This is a genomic window from Marinobacter sp. ATCH36, assembly GCF_023555055.1.
Lineage (GTDB): Bacteria > Pseudomonadota > Gammaproteobacteria > Pseudomonadales > Oleiphilaceae > Marinobacter.
The window spans coordinates 12,873-28,321 of the sequence record NZ_JAMJPL010000003.1 but is presented as its reverse complement, the minus strand read 5'-3'; the positions used below and the strand labels follow the sequence as shown (position 1 = coordinate 28,321).

9 protein-coding genes are annotated in these 15,449 nt (G+C 58.5%); 2 read left to right on the top strand and 7 right to left on the bottom strand.

Going from position 1 to position 15,449, the window contains the following annotated elements:
• The first annotated feature begins 48 nt into the window (after window positions 1–48).
• Window positions 49–2,739: a winged helix-turn-helix domain-containing protein gene (locus M8010_RS11015; protein ID WP_250091210.1), complete on the top strand. Its 2,691-nt coding sequence runs from the start codon at window positions 49–51 to the stop codon at window positions 2,737–2,739.
• A 235-nt stretch (window positions 2,740–2,974) separates the two neighbouring features.
• On the opposite strand, the gene dinG is transcribed toward M8010_RS11015, so the two are convergent.
• The 5 genes from dinG to M8010_RS10990 form a co-directional block, all read right to left on the bottom strand.
• Window positions 2,975–5,164 (bottom strand): ATP-dependent DNA helicase DinG, encoded by a 2,190-nt coding sequence (gene dinG / locus M8010_RS11010; RefSeq protein WP_250091208.1) that lies wholly within the window; start codon window positions 5,162–5,164, stop codon window positions 2,975–2,977.
• Window positions 5,164–5,871, bottom strand: coding sequence for a general secretion pathway protein GspB (locus M8010_RS11005; protein ID WP_250091206.1), 708 nt, complete (start codon window positions 5,869–5,871; stop codon window positions 5,164–5,166). The genes dinG and M8010_RS11005 overlap by 1 nt, the downstream gene beginning before the upstream one ends.
• A 1-nt stretch (window position 5,872) precedes the next feature.
• Window positions 5,873–7,534: an ExeA family protein gene (locus M8010_RS11000; RefSeq protein WP_250091820.1), complete on the bottom strand. Its 1,662-nt coding sequence runs from the start codon at window positions 7,532–7,534 to the stop codon at window positions 5,873–5,875.
• Window positions 7,535–7,632: 98 nt separating this feature from the next.
• Window positions 7,633–9,120 (bottom strand): DUF3336 domain-containing protein, encoded by a 1,488-nt coding sequence (locus M8010_RS10995; protein WP_250091204.1) that lies wholly within the window; start codon window positions 9,118–9,120, stop codon window positions 7,633–7,635.
• A gap of 10 nt (window positions 9,121–9,130) precedes the next feature.
• Window positions 9,131–9,925, bottom strand: coding sequence for an MlaA family lipoprotein (locus M8010_RS10990; protein ID WP_250091203.1), 795 nt, complete (start codon window positions 9,923–9,925; stop codon window positions 9,131–9,133).
• Window positions 9,926–10,016: 91 nt separating this feature from the next.
• Here M8010_RS10990 and M8010_RS10985 point away from each other — a divergent pair, with 91 nt between their 5' ends.
• Complete coding sequence (locus M8010_RS10985) at window positions 10,017–10,424, top strand: acyl-CoA thioesterase (RefSeq protein ID WP_250091202.1); 408 nt, start codon at window positions 10,017–10,019, stop codon at window positions 10,422–10,424.
• 1 nt (window position 10,425) lies between these two features.
• Here the strand turns inward: M8010_RS10985 and M8010_RS10980 are convergent, their stop codons facing one another.
• Together M8010_RS10980 and hrpA are read right to left on the bottom strand one after the other, a co-directional pair.
• Entirely contained in the window at window positions 10,426–11,547 is a 1,122-nt protein-coding gene (locus M8010_RS10980; RefSeq protein WP_250091200.1) for a beta-ketoacyl-ACP synthase III, read from the bottom strand.
• Window positions 11,548–11,665: 118 nt separating this feature from the next.
• Entirely contained in the window at window positions 11,666–15,442 is a 3,777-nt protein-coding gene (hrpA, locus tag M8010_RS10975; RefSeq protein ID WP_250091199.1) for an ATP-dependent RNA helicase HrpA, read from the bottom strand.
• Between the last annotated feature and the right edge of the window lie 7 nt (window positions 15,443–15,449).

Sequence of the window (15,449 nt, the reverse complement as noted above, 5' to 3'; positions counted from 1 at the left end):
TCGTTAACCAGCCCGGACACTACTCATGCACCAGCATTCAGGGAAACAATGCTGCTAACCACCAAATTTCTCAGACCAACCGCCGACCCCCGCTCGGTGCACCGGGAGCGCCTGATCGCCCTGCTGCAACCAGAGGGTGCAAAGCGATTGAACCTGGTGGTGGCTCCGGCCGGTTTCGGCAAGACGACACTGGTAAGCCAATGGTGTTCTCGCTCCCCTTCTACCATCGCCTGGCTATCCCTCGACGAACACGACGATGAGCCTCGCCGATTCTGGCAGTACGTGGTCGGTGCCTTTGAGCAAAACGGCCTGGCGGGCCTGGACGAGTGCCGGCAACAGTTGAGCCATTGCAGCCTGCAGGAACTGGAGGGCCCGATCACCGGACTGATTAACCTGCTCGCCGCTGATGGTGCCCCCTGGTCAGTGGTTCTGGATGACTACCATTTTATCCGTGACCCCCAGTTGCAGCGTCAGGTTTCCTATTTTATCGACTACCTGCCCCCGGGGGTTCTGGTTACACTCGCCTCCCGCACCGAACCGGCCCTGCCACTGTCCCGCTGGCGCGTAAGGCGCTGGGTAGAGGACATTCATCCCGGCTTGCTGGCGTTTTCCGAGGAAGAGTGCCAACGGTTTTTCCGAGACACCATGGCGCTTGAGCTCTCTGAACAGGAAGTTCGCCGGATTTGTCGTAAAACCGAAGGCTGGGTGGCCGCCATGCAGCTGTCTGCCCTGTCCGGTGGCAGCATCGCGGACCAGAGCGCCTCAGCCCCTCACCGGCGCATCGACCTGGATGAGCGCAAAATCAGCGATTATGTACTGACGGAAGTGCTGGAGCAGCAGCCGGCGCCGGTGCGTGATTTTCTGCTCGATACCGCCTGTTGCCCGCGACTGTGTGCATCCCTGTGTGATGCCGTCCGAGGCACTACCAACAGCCAGTTATTGCTTGAGCAGCTTCTGCGTGAAAACCTGTTTCTGATACCACTGGATACCCGCAACGAATGGTTCCGTTATCACGATCTGTTTCGGGACGCCCTGCTGCAACGAGCCCGACAGTTCAAACCGGAAGACACTGAAAAGCACTGGCACCGGGCCGTCAACTGGCTGTTAACCCATGGCCACGTTCAGGAAGGAATTTCCCAGGTCGTTCAGCATCGAGACTGGCCCTGGCTTGCCCGGGTGCTCGCTGAGCACGGCAATAACCTGATTCACGGGGGTTTTCACCTGCCGGTTCTGAACTGGCTCGATGCCCTGCCTGCCAATATTCTGCAGGAAAGCCCGCAGATATTGATGTTACGGGTCTGGGCCCTGTTCTTCGCCAACCGTGTGGATGTGCTGGACCCACTGCTGGGTGAGCTGGAAGACATGCTGGACAAGCAGGTAGCAGACTCCCACCCGGACGCTGAGGGTGCCCTGGGCCTGCAGAGCGAGATCTCGCTGATCCGTTCCTACCTGGCGCGCTCCAGAAATGATGACAAAAGCGCCAGCGACCTCACCCAACAGGTGTTGCGGGACATCGACCACACCCGCATTCCGCTCAAATCGGTGACCTATTATGGCATCGGGCTGGACTATTACGGCAAGGGAGACCTGGCCGCAGCGGAAGACGCCCTCAGGTCCGCGGTACGATACGGTGAACTGGAGCGCAAGCCCAGCACCGTGCTATCCAGCGGCGGGCTCCTGGCGTGGATTCAGTACAATCGCGGCGATATTGACGAAGCCCTGGACACCTGCACCCGTGTGCGACAGTGGGTAGACCAGCATCACAGCGATCCCCGCCAGCCAATGCTGATCTCCTGCTGGCAAAACAGTGCGCTGATCGAAATCTACCGGGAACGCAACGAGCCCCAACTGGCTGCCTCGTATCTGGCACCTCTGCTGGATCATGTAACCAACGGAACAGAGCCAGGCCAACACGTGGTAATCCAGTTTGTCCGGGGCCACCTGGCCTTCAGCGAAGGGCGCCATCAGGATGCCATCGAAGCGCTGGAAGACGCCGCCAGCGTTGCACGTCGCAGGCGTGAACATATCCTCTTCGAGCCGCCGGCCTGCTCGGCCATGCTAGCCCGCTGTTATCTGGCGACAGGGCATCTGGAGCAAGCGGAAGAATGGATGCAGCAGGTCAGCAACGACCATTTCACCAATCCGCTCAATCGCGAGCAGAACCAGATCAGCGTCGCTCGGGTGCAGGTTGCACTGGGTCACCCGGAATCCGCCATGGCAACCCTGGTGCCCCTGCGCCTGAGTGCGGAGAAGGATCAGCACTACCGCCACCTGGTGGAAATTCAGCTGGTATACAGTGAAGCGCTTTATGCCGAGGGTAAGACCCAGGAGGCGCAAAAGATGCTGGCCCAGGCGGTACAGCGGGCCGCGGATGCGGGTTTTATGCGCCTGCTGGCTGAGGAAAGCCCCACCATCCGAAAACTGTGCCTGGAACTGCCCCTGCTAAAGGCGCCAGGGCGCTGGAACAGCCACGTGCTGGGAATGTTAAGTGAGCCGGCGGCGGCGGACACAACCTCAACCGGTTCCGGTAACGATGAACTCGCAGAACCTTTAAGCCAACGGGAACTGGAAGTACTGGAACTGATCAACCAGGGGCTGGCCAACAAGGACATTGCCAGCAGGATGGGCGTAGCACCCACCACGGTGAAAGCCCATATCCGTAATCTTTATGGCAAGCTGGCGGTGGGCTCACGCACGGAAGCCCTGGCCAGGGCACGGGAACTGCGATTGCTGGCTTAGCGGTGCATTTGCAGGACCACTGGCTCCGAGTTTTTTGTGAACTGCGTCACGTTTTGCTGGATTTTTGTGCGCCCACTACGCCCTTTGGACGATCCGGATACGCCCCCTACTCCGTTAAGATTCTCCCAACGCTGAGGGAAACCTCGGTGAGAATTCTGAAACTTCAGGCCTTCAGACTTCTTGTTCTCAAGAGCCACCCATCTGGGTTGGCTCTTTTTTTATGCTTTCTTTTTTTTCAGGGCTCGATGATCCGCCGGAAAGGCGGCAGCGCATCCAGCAGCAACTGACCGTACCGGCGGGCAATGATACGGCGGTCCAGAATGGTAACCCGGCCAGTATCGGACTCGGTCCGCAACAGACGGCCAACCGCCTGCACCAGTTTGATGGACGCATCGGGTACGGTGATCTCCATGAACGGGTTACCGCCCCGGTGCGTTACCCACTCCGCCAGGCTTGCTTCAATGGGGTCATCCGGCACTGAAAACGGCAGGCGCGTAATCACCACATGGCTGAGATACTTGCCAGGCAGGTCGATGCCCTCGGCGAAGCTGGCTACGCCAAACAGCACGCTGGGCAGACCCTCATCGACTCGGCTGCAATGTCGCCGTAGCACCTCTCCCTTTGCCATATCGTCCTGGGTGGTGATCAGTTCGGGGTATTCCGGCGCCAGGGCGTCCCTCACCAGCTTCATCTGGCGTCGGGAGGTAAACAGCACCAGCGTTGCCTTTTCGCCGGCCCACAGATCCGGCAGCCTCGATATCACCGCATCTGTAAAGGCATCGTCCGTGGGCATCGCCGTCATTGCGGGCACTTCCACGGTCGCCATTTCGCCGTAACGGAACGAACTGGGAACCACCACAAACCGGCTGGTTTCCGGCAGGCCCGCGCGGGCCTTGAGTCGGTCGAACCGGCCCAGGGCCGTCAACGTGGCGCTGGTCAGAACGGCGCCGTACGCACGGGACCAGAGCCTGGAATACAACAGATTATCCGCCAGCACCGGGCTGCTGTAGAGAGTAATGTCTTCCGCGTGCTCCCAGCGTTGCCGGACCGCCCAGCGAGCCGCGGGAGGACCCGAGCGCTTGTTCTGAACCGGTGCATCCTCCTCGCTTTTCTCCGGATCTTCTGCTGGCTGGCCGGGGTTGTCACTCCAGGCAGCCCACAATCGCAACTGATCCTCGGCCCGGCTGTGGAAGGAACCGATGACCGGATACCAGGACTCCGCGGTGTCCCGGTCGACGTCGCTGGCTTTGCGTTCATCGAATGCTGTCTGCAGTTCGTCCACCATCACGCCGAGCTGGCGCGTCAGTGTTGCCGTGGCGATCCGCGCTTCCACCGCCAACGCCGCCAATGCCTCCGGTAATGCCCCTTCGGGATAGCGCCACTGAGCGGAACGGCGCTCTTCGTTGAATTCCCAGCCGGTGTTCTGCTCGGCTTCCTCGTAGACCTTGGCCAGGGTCACATCCACCTCCCGGGAAGCAGAACTGATCCTGTCGATGGTTTTCGCAGCCTGGGTGCCGGGCGTCAGGAACGGCTGCATCTTGCCCAGGGCCTGGGACAGTTGCTTGAGCCATTGCCGCGTGGAGTTCAGCGGTACCGAAGCAGCAAAGTGATTCAGCGCCTTGTCCGGCAGGTGGTGGGCTTCATCAAAAATGAACAGCGCATTTTCCGGTTCCGGCAGAATTGCGCCACCTCCCAGGGCCAGGTCGGCCAGCACCAGATCGTGGTTTGCCACCACAATATCAGCGTCGTCCAGATCCTTGCGGGCATCAAAAAAGGCACAACTGTCGAAATAACTGCAGTGGCGGTTGGTGCACTGACGATGGTCGGTGGTGACCTGGCGCCAGACATCATCGGGAATCTGGTCGGGCCAATGATCACGATCTCCATCCCATTTGCGGGAACCATAGCTGGCCAGCATATCCTCGAAGAAGGCCCGGGTGCCCGGTTCTTCCTTGCCGGGACCATCAAGCAGGAACAGCGGCATGGTATCGCTGTCGCCGTTACCCTCGTCGTGCAGGCGCGCTTCCAGCCGGGACATGCACAGGTAACGGCCACGGCCCTTGGCCAGTGTCCAGGTGAAATCCTGTTTGCTGTGCTTCTTCAGGTCCGGCAGGTCCTTATGCACAATCTGATCCTGCAGAGCCACAGTGGCGGTGGAAATCACCAGGGTCTTGCCCAGCGCCCTCGCTACGGGAATGGCGGCAATCAGGTAGGCCAGGGTTTTGCCGGTACCGGTACCCGCCTCCACGACACAGGCGCCCGCCGGTGACGTACGCTGGCCGTCATTCTCGGTGATATCGCCCATGTAGCGGGCAATCTCGGCAATCATCAGGCGCTGGCCGTAACGGGCGCGGATGTCCTTGCCTGCCAGTACATCGCGGTAGGTCTGTTGTATCTGCTGTTTGACGTCCTCGGAAAGTGCCATTATCGGGGGCTCACCCAGTTCCGGACGACGCCCACGCGGAATCGACGGCCATCCATGCTCAGCTCCACACCTTCCTCGGTAATGCGCTCCACAGTGATGCCGGAGAACGACTCTCCGGGCCGCAGGTAATTGTCATTGATCATCACCCGTCTGGATGATGGCTCGGACGCATAAATATGACTGTTAAAAATCAGGTCGGGTACCCTTTTCTGGAATGACAATGGAAGCTCTACAAGGTGTGGTGTGCGTTCGGCCGTAGCATCGCCGTCGGCTGCACTGGAAGGATTCACCGCGCTGGGTTTCCGGGGTGTCGGCACGATAACAGTAGGCCGCTCGCGATCCGCCTCCTCAACCGCAGGTTCGGTTACCCTGGGTACAGGAATCTCGATGGCGTTGGCGAGCGTGTCCGATGTCGTCGCAGGTGAAGACCCGGGTGCCGGTTCCGCACCGGTAGTAACCGGTTCTGGCTCGGGCACATCGGGATTGGTCTCAGCCAGTGACGCAACAGGCTCGACCGAAGAGCCGGGCCAGAACACCCAGACAATAATCGCAGCGTTCAGAACCAGGGCAAGCGCAACCCACACCAGTAGTGGTATAGATCTCTTTTTTGGCTTGTGGATCATCTGGACCTGTTGGCCAAGATCCGGAACCCGGCCCTGACGGCGCTCCGTTTCAGACTTTCTCAGGGCATCAAGAATATAGGACATGTCAGTTAACCATCCCCCCTGATCTGAGCCGGGGGCCGTCGGATTCCAGATCATTGTTCATCTGGATGATGGTCATGGCACCGGCAATACCGTCCACCGTCAGGCCTTTCTGCTCCTGGTACCAGCGAATCTGCTCCTCCGTAGGCAAGCGATTCACGCGGTTTTCCTCTTCTCGGGACGCAGAATAGCGGCTGGCCAGCTCCATCATCCGGGAACCCATCCAGACCTGCTCGGACACACCGCCATCTTCGCCCAGGCCTTGCCCAATATGCGAAGGCGTCTCCCACAGAACGGTGAACTCACCGAACCAATAGGGCTCCAGGCTGGGGAAGCTCACGTCCAGCTGGCCCTGCGGAAGCTCAATGGTTGCGCGGTTATTGTCGAGAGCACTCAATACCGCATAGCGGACGCTACCTTCGTCATTGCGAAGTTGCAGAATGGCAGGCCGATTCAGGTATTCCAGGCTCCGACGCGAGCCCCGGTTCTCCAGGCAACGCAGTCCCCGCTCCTCGGCATAACGACAGGCAACCGGATTCTCGGACACACTGAATTCCCGCCCCCAAACGCTGAACAGTTCCTCGAAAGCCGCGGGTAAGGGCAGCGTATTGGCAGAGAATTCAAAGTCTGGCAGAACGTCCGTCAAGGGCTCTGGTAATGGTTCGACCGGAACCTCTACACGTTCGATGGTGCCGGACAAAACCTCGTTGTCGGCTCCGGCGGAGGCGTCAGGAGTCATCCAGGAAGCGCCCGGCAAACGATCCATTGCCCAGGCGGTCATGATAATGGCGATCACAATGCTGGCTGCCACCAGTACCAACTGGGACTTCCCGGAAACAACACCGGAACCGCGCCGGGGCCGGTTGCCGTTCACTTCCCGTGACGCAGTACGGATATGGGAAGCGCTGATCTGATGCTCGCCTTCCGCATAGGCCCCCAACAAAGCGCGATCACTGATCAGGTTGATCAGCCGGGGCACACCGTGGCTCGAGCGGTACAGCGCCCGCACAGCCCCGTCGGTGAAAATCTCGCCCCGAAGCCCGGCAACACTGAGGCGGTAACGCAGATAGGCTTCTATTTCTTCTCGCCCAAGAGCCTCCAGGTGGTAGCGCGCGGTGACTCGCTGGTTCAGTTGCCGTAGCTCCGGCAACTCGAGAATACCCTGCAGCTCCGGCTGTCCAAGTAACACGATCTGCAGAAGCTTTTTCTCGGCGGTTTCGAGGTTGGTAAGCAGGCGCAGTTGCTCCAGCACTTCGGCGGAAAGATTCTGAGCCTCGTCGATCATCAGAACCTTGTGGCGGCCGGCGGCATGGGCCTTGAGCAGGTCATCGTTGATCAGCCCCACCAGCTCCTTGATGGAAGACCCCACCGGGTGCGCAATCTCAAGCTCGTCACAAATGGAGGACAACAACTCGCGGGCAGACAACCTGGGGTTCAGGATTAACGCGATATCCACATGATCCGGCACATTCTCGATGAAGCAGCGGCTCACCGTCGTTTTGCCGGTACCGACTTCACCGGTAATCACGATGAAGCCACCCTGCCCCTGTACGCCATACATCAGGTGCGCCAGCGCTTCCTTGTGGCGTTCGCTGAGATAGAGGTAGCGGGGATCGGGGGCAATCGAAAACGGGGGTTCCCGAAAACCGAAGAAATCGTAGTACATGAGTGTCCAGTCAGGTGCGCAGACGGAGCTTACGGGAACCGCCATCTGGCTCCCTCGCTATCGCGGTATCATACCGCCCGGCTCCCGGGGCTGTCATCTCATGATGTGCCGGAATCCGTACTGCTTACCAGTCTCAAATCCGCGGTCGAGCGGCGCTGCTCGGCTTTCAGCCGGCCAATACAGCGCTCCAGGGTTTTGGAGATACGGGCATGGGAGCGGATCATGGAGATCTTCGGCCAGGTAGCCCTCTCTCCCTGCAGTATCATTTCCCGCACCCATGCCGGGTCGGGATTCGACAGCATACGGCGGTAGTCACTTAGACGGTAGGACGGTGAGATGGTTACATCACCGGAATACCGCTGCCCCATGATGGTATACATCTGCCCTGAAATCTGGCGCAGAATTTCCGGCTGAACCCGCTTGCGGAGGTAATCGAAAATTCCCTCACCGTGAAACTGGATTTCCGATTTCAGCAGATGCATCGGCAGGTTGGCGAAGTTGATCTTTTCGTCCCGGCCCCGTCGATTCAGAAAAGGCACCACATGTGGATTGGTCTGGCTGACGATGGTGAAATTGACATCGTACAGGTGCATCAGCCGCTCGATAGGCAGGTCGCTGACCACGGAGCCGTCAACAAACTTCAAACGGGACATGTAAGGCAGGATGTTGCCATGAATGTCCTTCTTCATCAGCGGCACCGGTGGGAATATACCCGGCACGGCGGCACTCGCCAGTACCGCACTCCAGACCGTTACATAGGGAGACGTGTAACCACAAAGCAAACGCGCCTTCTGATGAGTCTGAACCGGCGACACGCTCACATTGATGGAACGGCCGCTCTTCTGGAACGCTTCCTCGAAGCTGTACTCCCCGATGTTGGCCCGCAGACAGTTCTTCAGCTGCGTCTGGTCCATCAGGCCGTCACCCCGTAAAGCGCTGAGTATTCCACGCCATTTCCAGGCCTTGAGGTCGTGGTTTTCCGGCACCAGCATTTCCGGGACCTCGGCGTCGCTGTGAACACCCAGTATTCCGGCAATGATGGCGCCGCTACTGGAGCCTGCAATTACCTGAGGCAACAGGCCCTTTTCCCACAGGGCCTTGATCACCCCGAAATGAAACATGCCGAGGGTCGCGCCGCCGCTTAACAACAGCGCTGGCCGACCGTAACTGGTAAGGGTATCGCGGAAGAACTGGAGCTTGTCGACAACCGGGAACCCGGGCACCCTGGTGTCGCACAGGAAATCCAGGGATTCGCACACCTGGGTAATGTATTCCTCGATCAGGTGCTTGGTGCCCACTCGGGAACGGGTATACAGGGCGGTATTTCCCATATTGCCCAGGTCGTGATGCAGGCCTTCCCTCAGAGCACGTTTCAGACGTTCGAAATCATTCTGCTGACGGTAACTTCTGAGATGACTGAGGCGGTCATAGATCAGCTCGTAGTGATACAGGTCGGATGCAAAATCCTCCTTCCACTCCACGTTGCCTTCCAGAAAATCCAGCTCCAGGGCGGCCGCCTTCCACACCTCGTAATTCGGCGCCTCCGCCAGCATCTTGCGGAATTTGCGGATACGGTCATCGACCATCAATTTATCCTCAGAAATCCTCGAGCATCAGATCTTCATCGTCATCGTCGCTGGCGAAGGGATCATTCAGTGTCCGGCCATCATTAATCAGGTAAGCGCGTCGCTGCAGGTAGGCGTTTCGGACAAACGTGTAGCCATCTCCAGACATGAAGGCTTCTGCCGGAATCAGGTCTGCACGCCTGTCCACAATCTGTAATGCCCTGGCATAATAGACATCCGGGCTTTCCGCCAGATCCCAGGCAGAGGGCAACGCCAGGTTATCCGTAACGAAACCACCGAAATCCCGCGGAGTCGACGGGCCCAGGAAAGGAAGCATCAGGTAAGGTCCGGATTTCGAACCCCAATAACCGAGGGTCTGACCGAAATCCTCGGGGCGCTCGGGCAAATCAAACCTGGTGGCCACATCGATAAATCCACCCAGGCCAAACACGGTATTGTAGGTAAACCGCCCTGCGGCAACCACCGCCGATTCGCCCTTGAGCTGGAAGATACTGTTTGCGAAGTTGCGAAGTTCCGTAAGGTTGTTGAAAAAGTTGGATATCCCCCGGTCGGCAAAACCCGGCATAATGGTACGGTAGCCTTGGGCAATCGGCCTCAGAAACCAGTTGTCGATAGTTTCGTTGAAACTGTAGACCTTGCGGTTCCAGTCCTCGTAGGGATCGACCTCACTCGCTGGCGCATCGAGTTTTTGCGCGGCCATTTCCGGGTCAGCTGGCTGAACGGTTTGCGCGGTTGCTCCACCTGCAAACAGGAACAGAACGAACAGGCCACCAAGCAAAAGGGGCCGGGAAAAAAATTGTCTCATCATCAGACCTGAGGTTGTTAATTCTGTTTCGGTTCGTCGAAAATAACAGCGCTTTAGTTTTTACTATTAACCCCCATTCAGGAGGAACCCGATGTCAGTACCCGGGAATCTGGTCAGCACAATTTCGATGCCGCTTCGTTGGGGCGACATGGACGCATACGGTCACGCCAACAATACGGTTTATTTCCGCTTTTTCGAAGAAGCCCGCATAACCTGGCTGGCTTCCCTTGAACTGGGTAAGGAAAACGATCCCGACGGCCCGATAATTATAAAGACCAGCGCCACATTTCTGAAGGAGCTTTCCCATCCGGCTACAGTTGAGGTAAGAACATACGCTGACAAGGCGGGCAATTCCAGTCTCGACACCTATCATACCCTGACGGATGTCGAGAGCGGGGAGCTTTACGCGGAAGGCTACGCAAAGATTGTCTGGTTTGACCGCACGAAACGCACCTCCATGTCACTTCCGGACAAACTCAGGGAGTTGGCGGCAGGCTGATCTATCGGCGGCGAACCACAACGCTGCCGATGGAATAGCCAGCACCAAATGAGCAAATCACACCCAGATCGCCAGCGGTAAAATCATCCTTGTGCTTGTGGAAAGCAATGATGGAGCCTGCCGAACTGGTATTGGCATACTCGTCCAGAATCACCGGCGCCTCTTTGGTATCGGCGTCCCGCCCCAGCACCTTGCGGGCAATCAACTGATTCATGTTCAGGTTGGCCTGGTGAAGCCACATGCGCTTCAGGTCACCTGGTGACAACGACAGGCTGGAAAGCTGTTTGAGAATCGTCTCCGCCACCAGCGGCGATACTTCCTTGAACACTTTCCGGCCCTGCTGAACAAACAGTTTGTCCGGCTTGTTGATCCCTTCTTTATCGCCCCGGTTCAGGAAACCGAAGTTATTGCGGATGTTGTTGGAGTACTGGGTTTTAAGGCGGGTTCCGAGGATTTCAAAGCCCTGACCTTCAGCCACATCGGCATCACGCTCAACCAGGATCGCCGTGCAGGCATCACCGAAAATAAAGTGGCTGTCGCGGTCGCGAAAATTCAGGTGTCCGGAACAGATTTCCGGGCTGACGACCAGTACCGCCCTCGCCGTGCCGTTCTCGACGGCATTCACTGCCGCTTGCAGGCCGAAGGTGGCGGAGCTGCAGGCCACATTCATGTCATACGCGAAGCCCTCAATCCCCAGGGCATCCTGAACCTCAACGGAGATGGCCGGGTACGGGCGCTGCATGTTGGAACAGGCCACGATCACCGCGTCCACGGCCGAAGCGGTCTTGCCGGCCTGTTTCAGTGCCTCGTTGCAGGCGGCAACCGACATTTCACACTGTACCGACGGCACGTCATTACCGCGGTCCGGAATGTTCGGGCACATTCGTTCCGGATCAAGAATACCTTCCTTGTCGATGACATGGCGCCGTTTGATGCCAGACGCTTTTTCGATAAACGCAGAAGAGGAAGGCTGAAGTGGCTCGACATCCCCGCTCGCAATTTCGTCGGCATGACGGGCATTGTGGAGTTCCACGAATGCGTTGAATGCCTCCACCAGCTCGTCGTTGGTAATAGTTGCTGGCGGTGTGTACAACCCGGTTCCGCTGATAACGGCTTTAATCACGCTAACCCCACGTAGTAGGTCGGATTGGCCGAAGGCGTAATCCGACATAGGTATGAATGCACCAATATTGCCCAAATACTAACACAGTCTGAACGTTTTGCCCGCGGCTACCATCGTCTTAGACCCGGGTTTTGTCCCACTGCCTGTCCAGACGCTTGACCGATACCGGCATCGCCGTACCCAGTTGCTGCGCAAAGAAAGACACCCGGAACTCTTCCAGCATCCAGCGGTACAACACCAGCTCGGGATCCCTTACCCCCTGGCGCTGCTGCTCATCCCGTTTGTTGGCATAGCGGGACCACAGCGGTTCCATGGTGTGCAGGAACTCTCGCTCCCGGCCAAGTTCCCTGGGCATTTTTTCATAGCGGACACTGGCGGCCTCGAAATAACGCCCGAAATGGGCCAGCCACTCGGGTGGCGTTGATACCAGAAATCCCGGGTAAACAAGGTTTTGAAGCTGGAACTTCAGGTCCGCCATACTGTTGGCAAGCGCCAGGCTGATCTTGCCCTTCAGTTGCTTCATCACGCCATGATAACCGGTCATGGCCTGGTGCAGGCGTGCGTCTGCCTCCTCCAGGGCCGGAATAAACTCAGCCCGACCGGCCTCGAACGCCTGTTCAAAGGCTGCACTGTCGCGAGGCACCTGATCGGGAACAAAATGCTGCATGGCAGTTGCCAGCAACAGGTCGTCCAGCAAAACACGAGCCTTGCCAACAGGAGCAAACATCAGCGCGGACGCTTTGAAGTGGGGCAATTTACGGTCGATATCGTCCAGCCTGCTGCCCAGACGGATAAGGATAAGCCGCGCTACGGCCTTGCGGGTGGCATTGTCTGCCGTCAGCCGGTCCAGGAAACGGGTTTGAAGCACCGAGTCTCCCTGGTCTTCCAGGGCCGGATACACGGTGACCTCCATGCCGCCTTTTTCAGTTCTGATGGATTGCGCCAGTTCGCCGAAATCCCATCCGGTCGATGTCGTGGCTGGCTCCCCTGCCGGCTGTTTTTCGGTAGCAAACGATAACGCCGCTTCCGCACGGCCTTCGAGCTCACTCTGAAGCTTCTCCGTTTCCCGACCCTCGGCGATGGGTTTGCCAGCATCATCCACTACCCGCAGGTTCATTCTCAGATGCTTCGGCAACTCCGCTTCTGGCCAGGCGTCCGGATCAATCCGCACGCCGGTCATCCGCCGGAGCTGCTCACCCAACTGCAACGCCAAGGGTTCATTGGAAGGCTGAAGGTTTTCCAGTGCCGCTTCGACAAAATCAGGCACCGGCACGAAGTTGCGCCTCAAGGCCTTTGGTAACCCCTTGACCAGGGCGATGCACTTCTCGCGCAGCAGTCCGGGCACCAACCATTCCAGCCGCCTGGCCGGTAACTGTTTCAGGGCCATCACCGGCGCCTGCAGGGTCACACCATCCCGTTCACTGGTGGGTTCGAACTCGTAACTCAGCGGGTAGCGCACTCCTTCCCACTCGAGATAATCCGGGTACAGAGCGCTCGCCTGCTCATCCAGCGGGCGCTGGAGAATGTCAGACTCTGTCAGCTCCATGTTGCGGAGTTCGTCGGCGCTGAGCTGTTTCCACCAGTGTTCGAAGTGACGGCCGCTGACAATGTCGGCCGGCAGGCGCTGATCGTAAAACTCCACCAGCACCTCATCCTCCACCAGCAGATCCCGGCGCCGGGTTTTGCGCTCTAGGTTCTCGACGGTATCCAGCAATTCCCGGTTGCGGGCGATGAATGGCGCTTTGGATCGGAACTCCCCTTCCACCAGCGCGTGGCGGATAAACAGGGTTCGGCACTCAGCCGGGTCTACCTTGCTGTAGGGAATACGCCGCTTGGCAATAATATCAAGGCCGTACAGCGTCACCTTCTCGTAACCCATCACCTGGGCACGTTTCTGCTCCCAATGGGGCTCGAAGTAGTGATGCTTCACCACATGGCCAGCGAGAGGTTCAATCCATTCCGGCACAATCTTCGCCACTACCCGGGCGAAGACACGGCTGGTTTCAACAATCTCGGCGGCAACGATCCATTTGGGGCCGCTCTTCGACACCTTGGAGCCGGGGAAGATCATCACCTTGCGATTGCGCGTGGCAAGGTATTCCTTCTTTTCCAGTTTGACAGCCACCTGCCCCAGCAGGCCGGCCAGTATCGCCTTGTGGAGCGATTCGTAACTGGCCTTTTCCTTGTTGAGCCTGAGCTTCTGCTCGCGGCAGATGAGCGTGAGCTGACGATGGATATCCCGCCATTCCCGCATGCGCATCCATGACAGGAAGCTTTTCTGGCACACCTTTTTGAGCTGGTTCTGAGACAGTTCCTGGCGTTGCTCCTCGTAGAAGTTCCAGATGTTCAGGAACGTCAGGAAGTCGGACTCCTTGTCGGTAAACGGAGCGTGGGCCTGGTCGGCAGCCTGCTGTTTGTCTTGCGGCCGCTCCCTTGGGTCCTGAACACTGAGGCCGGCGATGATAACGAGCGTTTCCGCCAGGCTGCCCTGTTCCGAGGACGTAACCAGCATGCGCGCCAGCCGCGGGTCCAGGGGTAATCGCGCCATGGTGCGACCAAGGCCGGTCACCCGTCGCTTGTCATCTACGGCACCCAATTCTTCGAGCAGTTTGTAGCCGTCGTTAATCAGCCTGCGGTCCGGCGGCTCCAGAAACGGGAAATTCCGGATATCCCCGAGCCCGGAGGTGGTCATCTGTAAAATAACAGATGCCAGGTTGGTGCGAAGGATCTCCGGGTCTGTGAACTCCGGTCGGTTGATAAAGTCGGTTTCATCATAGAGCCGGAAACAGATCCCCGGCGCCACCCGGCCACATCGTCCCGCGCGCTGGTTGGCGCTGGCCTGGGACACCGGCTCGATCGGCAGGCGCTGGATCTTGGAGCGCACGCTATAGCGGCTGATCCGCGCTACGCCTGTGTCGATCACGTAGCGTATACCAGGCACCGTCAGGGAGGTTTCCGCGACATTGGTGGATAGCACCATGCGACGGCCCCGATGGCTCTGGAATATCCGGTTCTGCTCCTGGTTGCTGAGGCGGGAATAGAGCGGCAGAACCTCGGTATGGCGCAGCTCCGCATGGCGCAGAACCTTGCTCAGGGCCCGTATCTCCCGCTCACCGGGCAGGAACACCAGCACATCGCCCGGCGGTTGTTTCTCCGCCCGTTCGTGCTGTTCGATTTCCTCCATGGCCCGCAGCACACCATCGGTCCAGCCCTGATCACGGTCGTCTTCATCACCGGTCAGCGGGCGGTAGCGGATATCCACCGGAAAGGTACGCCCGCTGACTTCAATCACCGGTGCGTCGTTGAAGAACCGACTGAACCGATCCACCTCAATGGTCGCTGAGGTAATGATTACCTTCAGGTCCGGGCGCTTGGGCAGGAGCCGGCGCAGGTAACCCATCAGAAAATCGATGTTGAGGCTGCGTTCGTGGGCCTCATCGATAATCAGGGTGTCATAACGGTGGAGGAATCGGTCGTGCTGGATTTCCGACAGCAGGATGCCATCGGTCATCACTTTCAGGCGGGACTGGTCAGTGGTGGTGTCGGTAAAACGCACCTGATACCCCACCTGGCCACCGGTTTGCTCTCCCAGTTCCTCGGCAATGCGCCCGGCCACGGTACGGGCGGCAATCCGCCGTGGTTGGGTATGGCCAATCAGGCCGCGGATACCACGGCCAATGTTCATACAGATCTTGGGAATCTGGGTGGTTTTACCGGAACCTGTCTCGCCGGCAATAATCACCACCTGATTCTGTTCGATGGCCTCGCTAATATCATCGACCCGTTCAGAGACGGGCAGCGATGAAGGAAACGTGGCAGGTTTATGCATGGCGGCCCTGAGGGCCGCCTTGCGGTCGTGCTTATTTTCAGGCTTTTCTGGTGGAGCTTGCGTCATCGGGCCC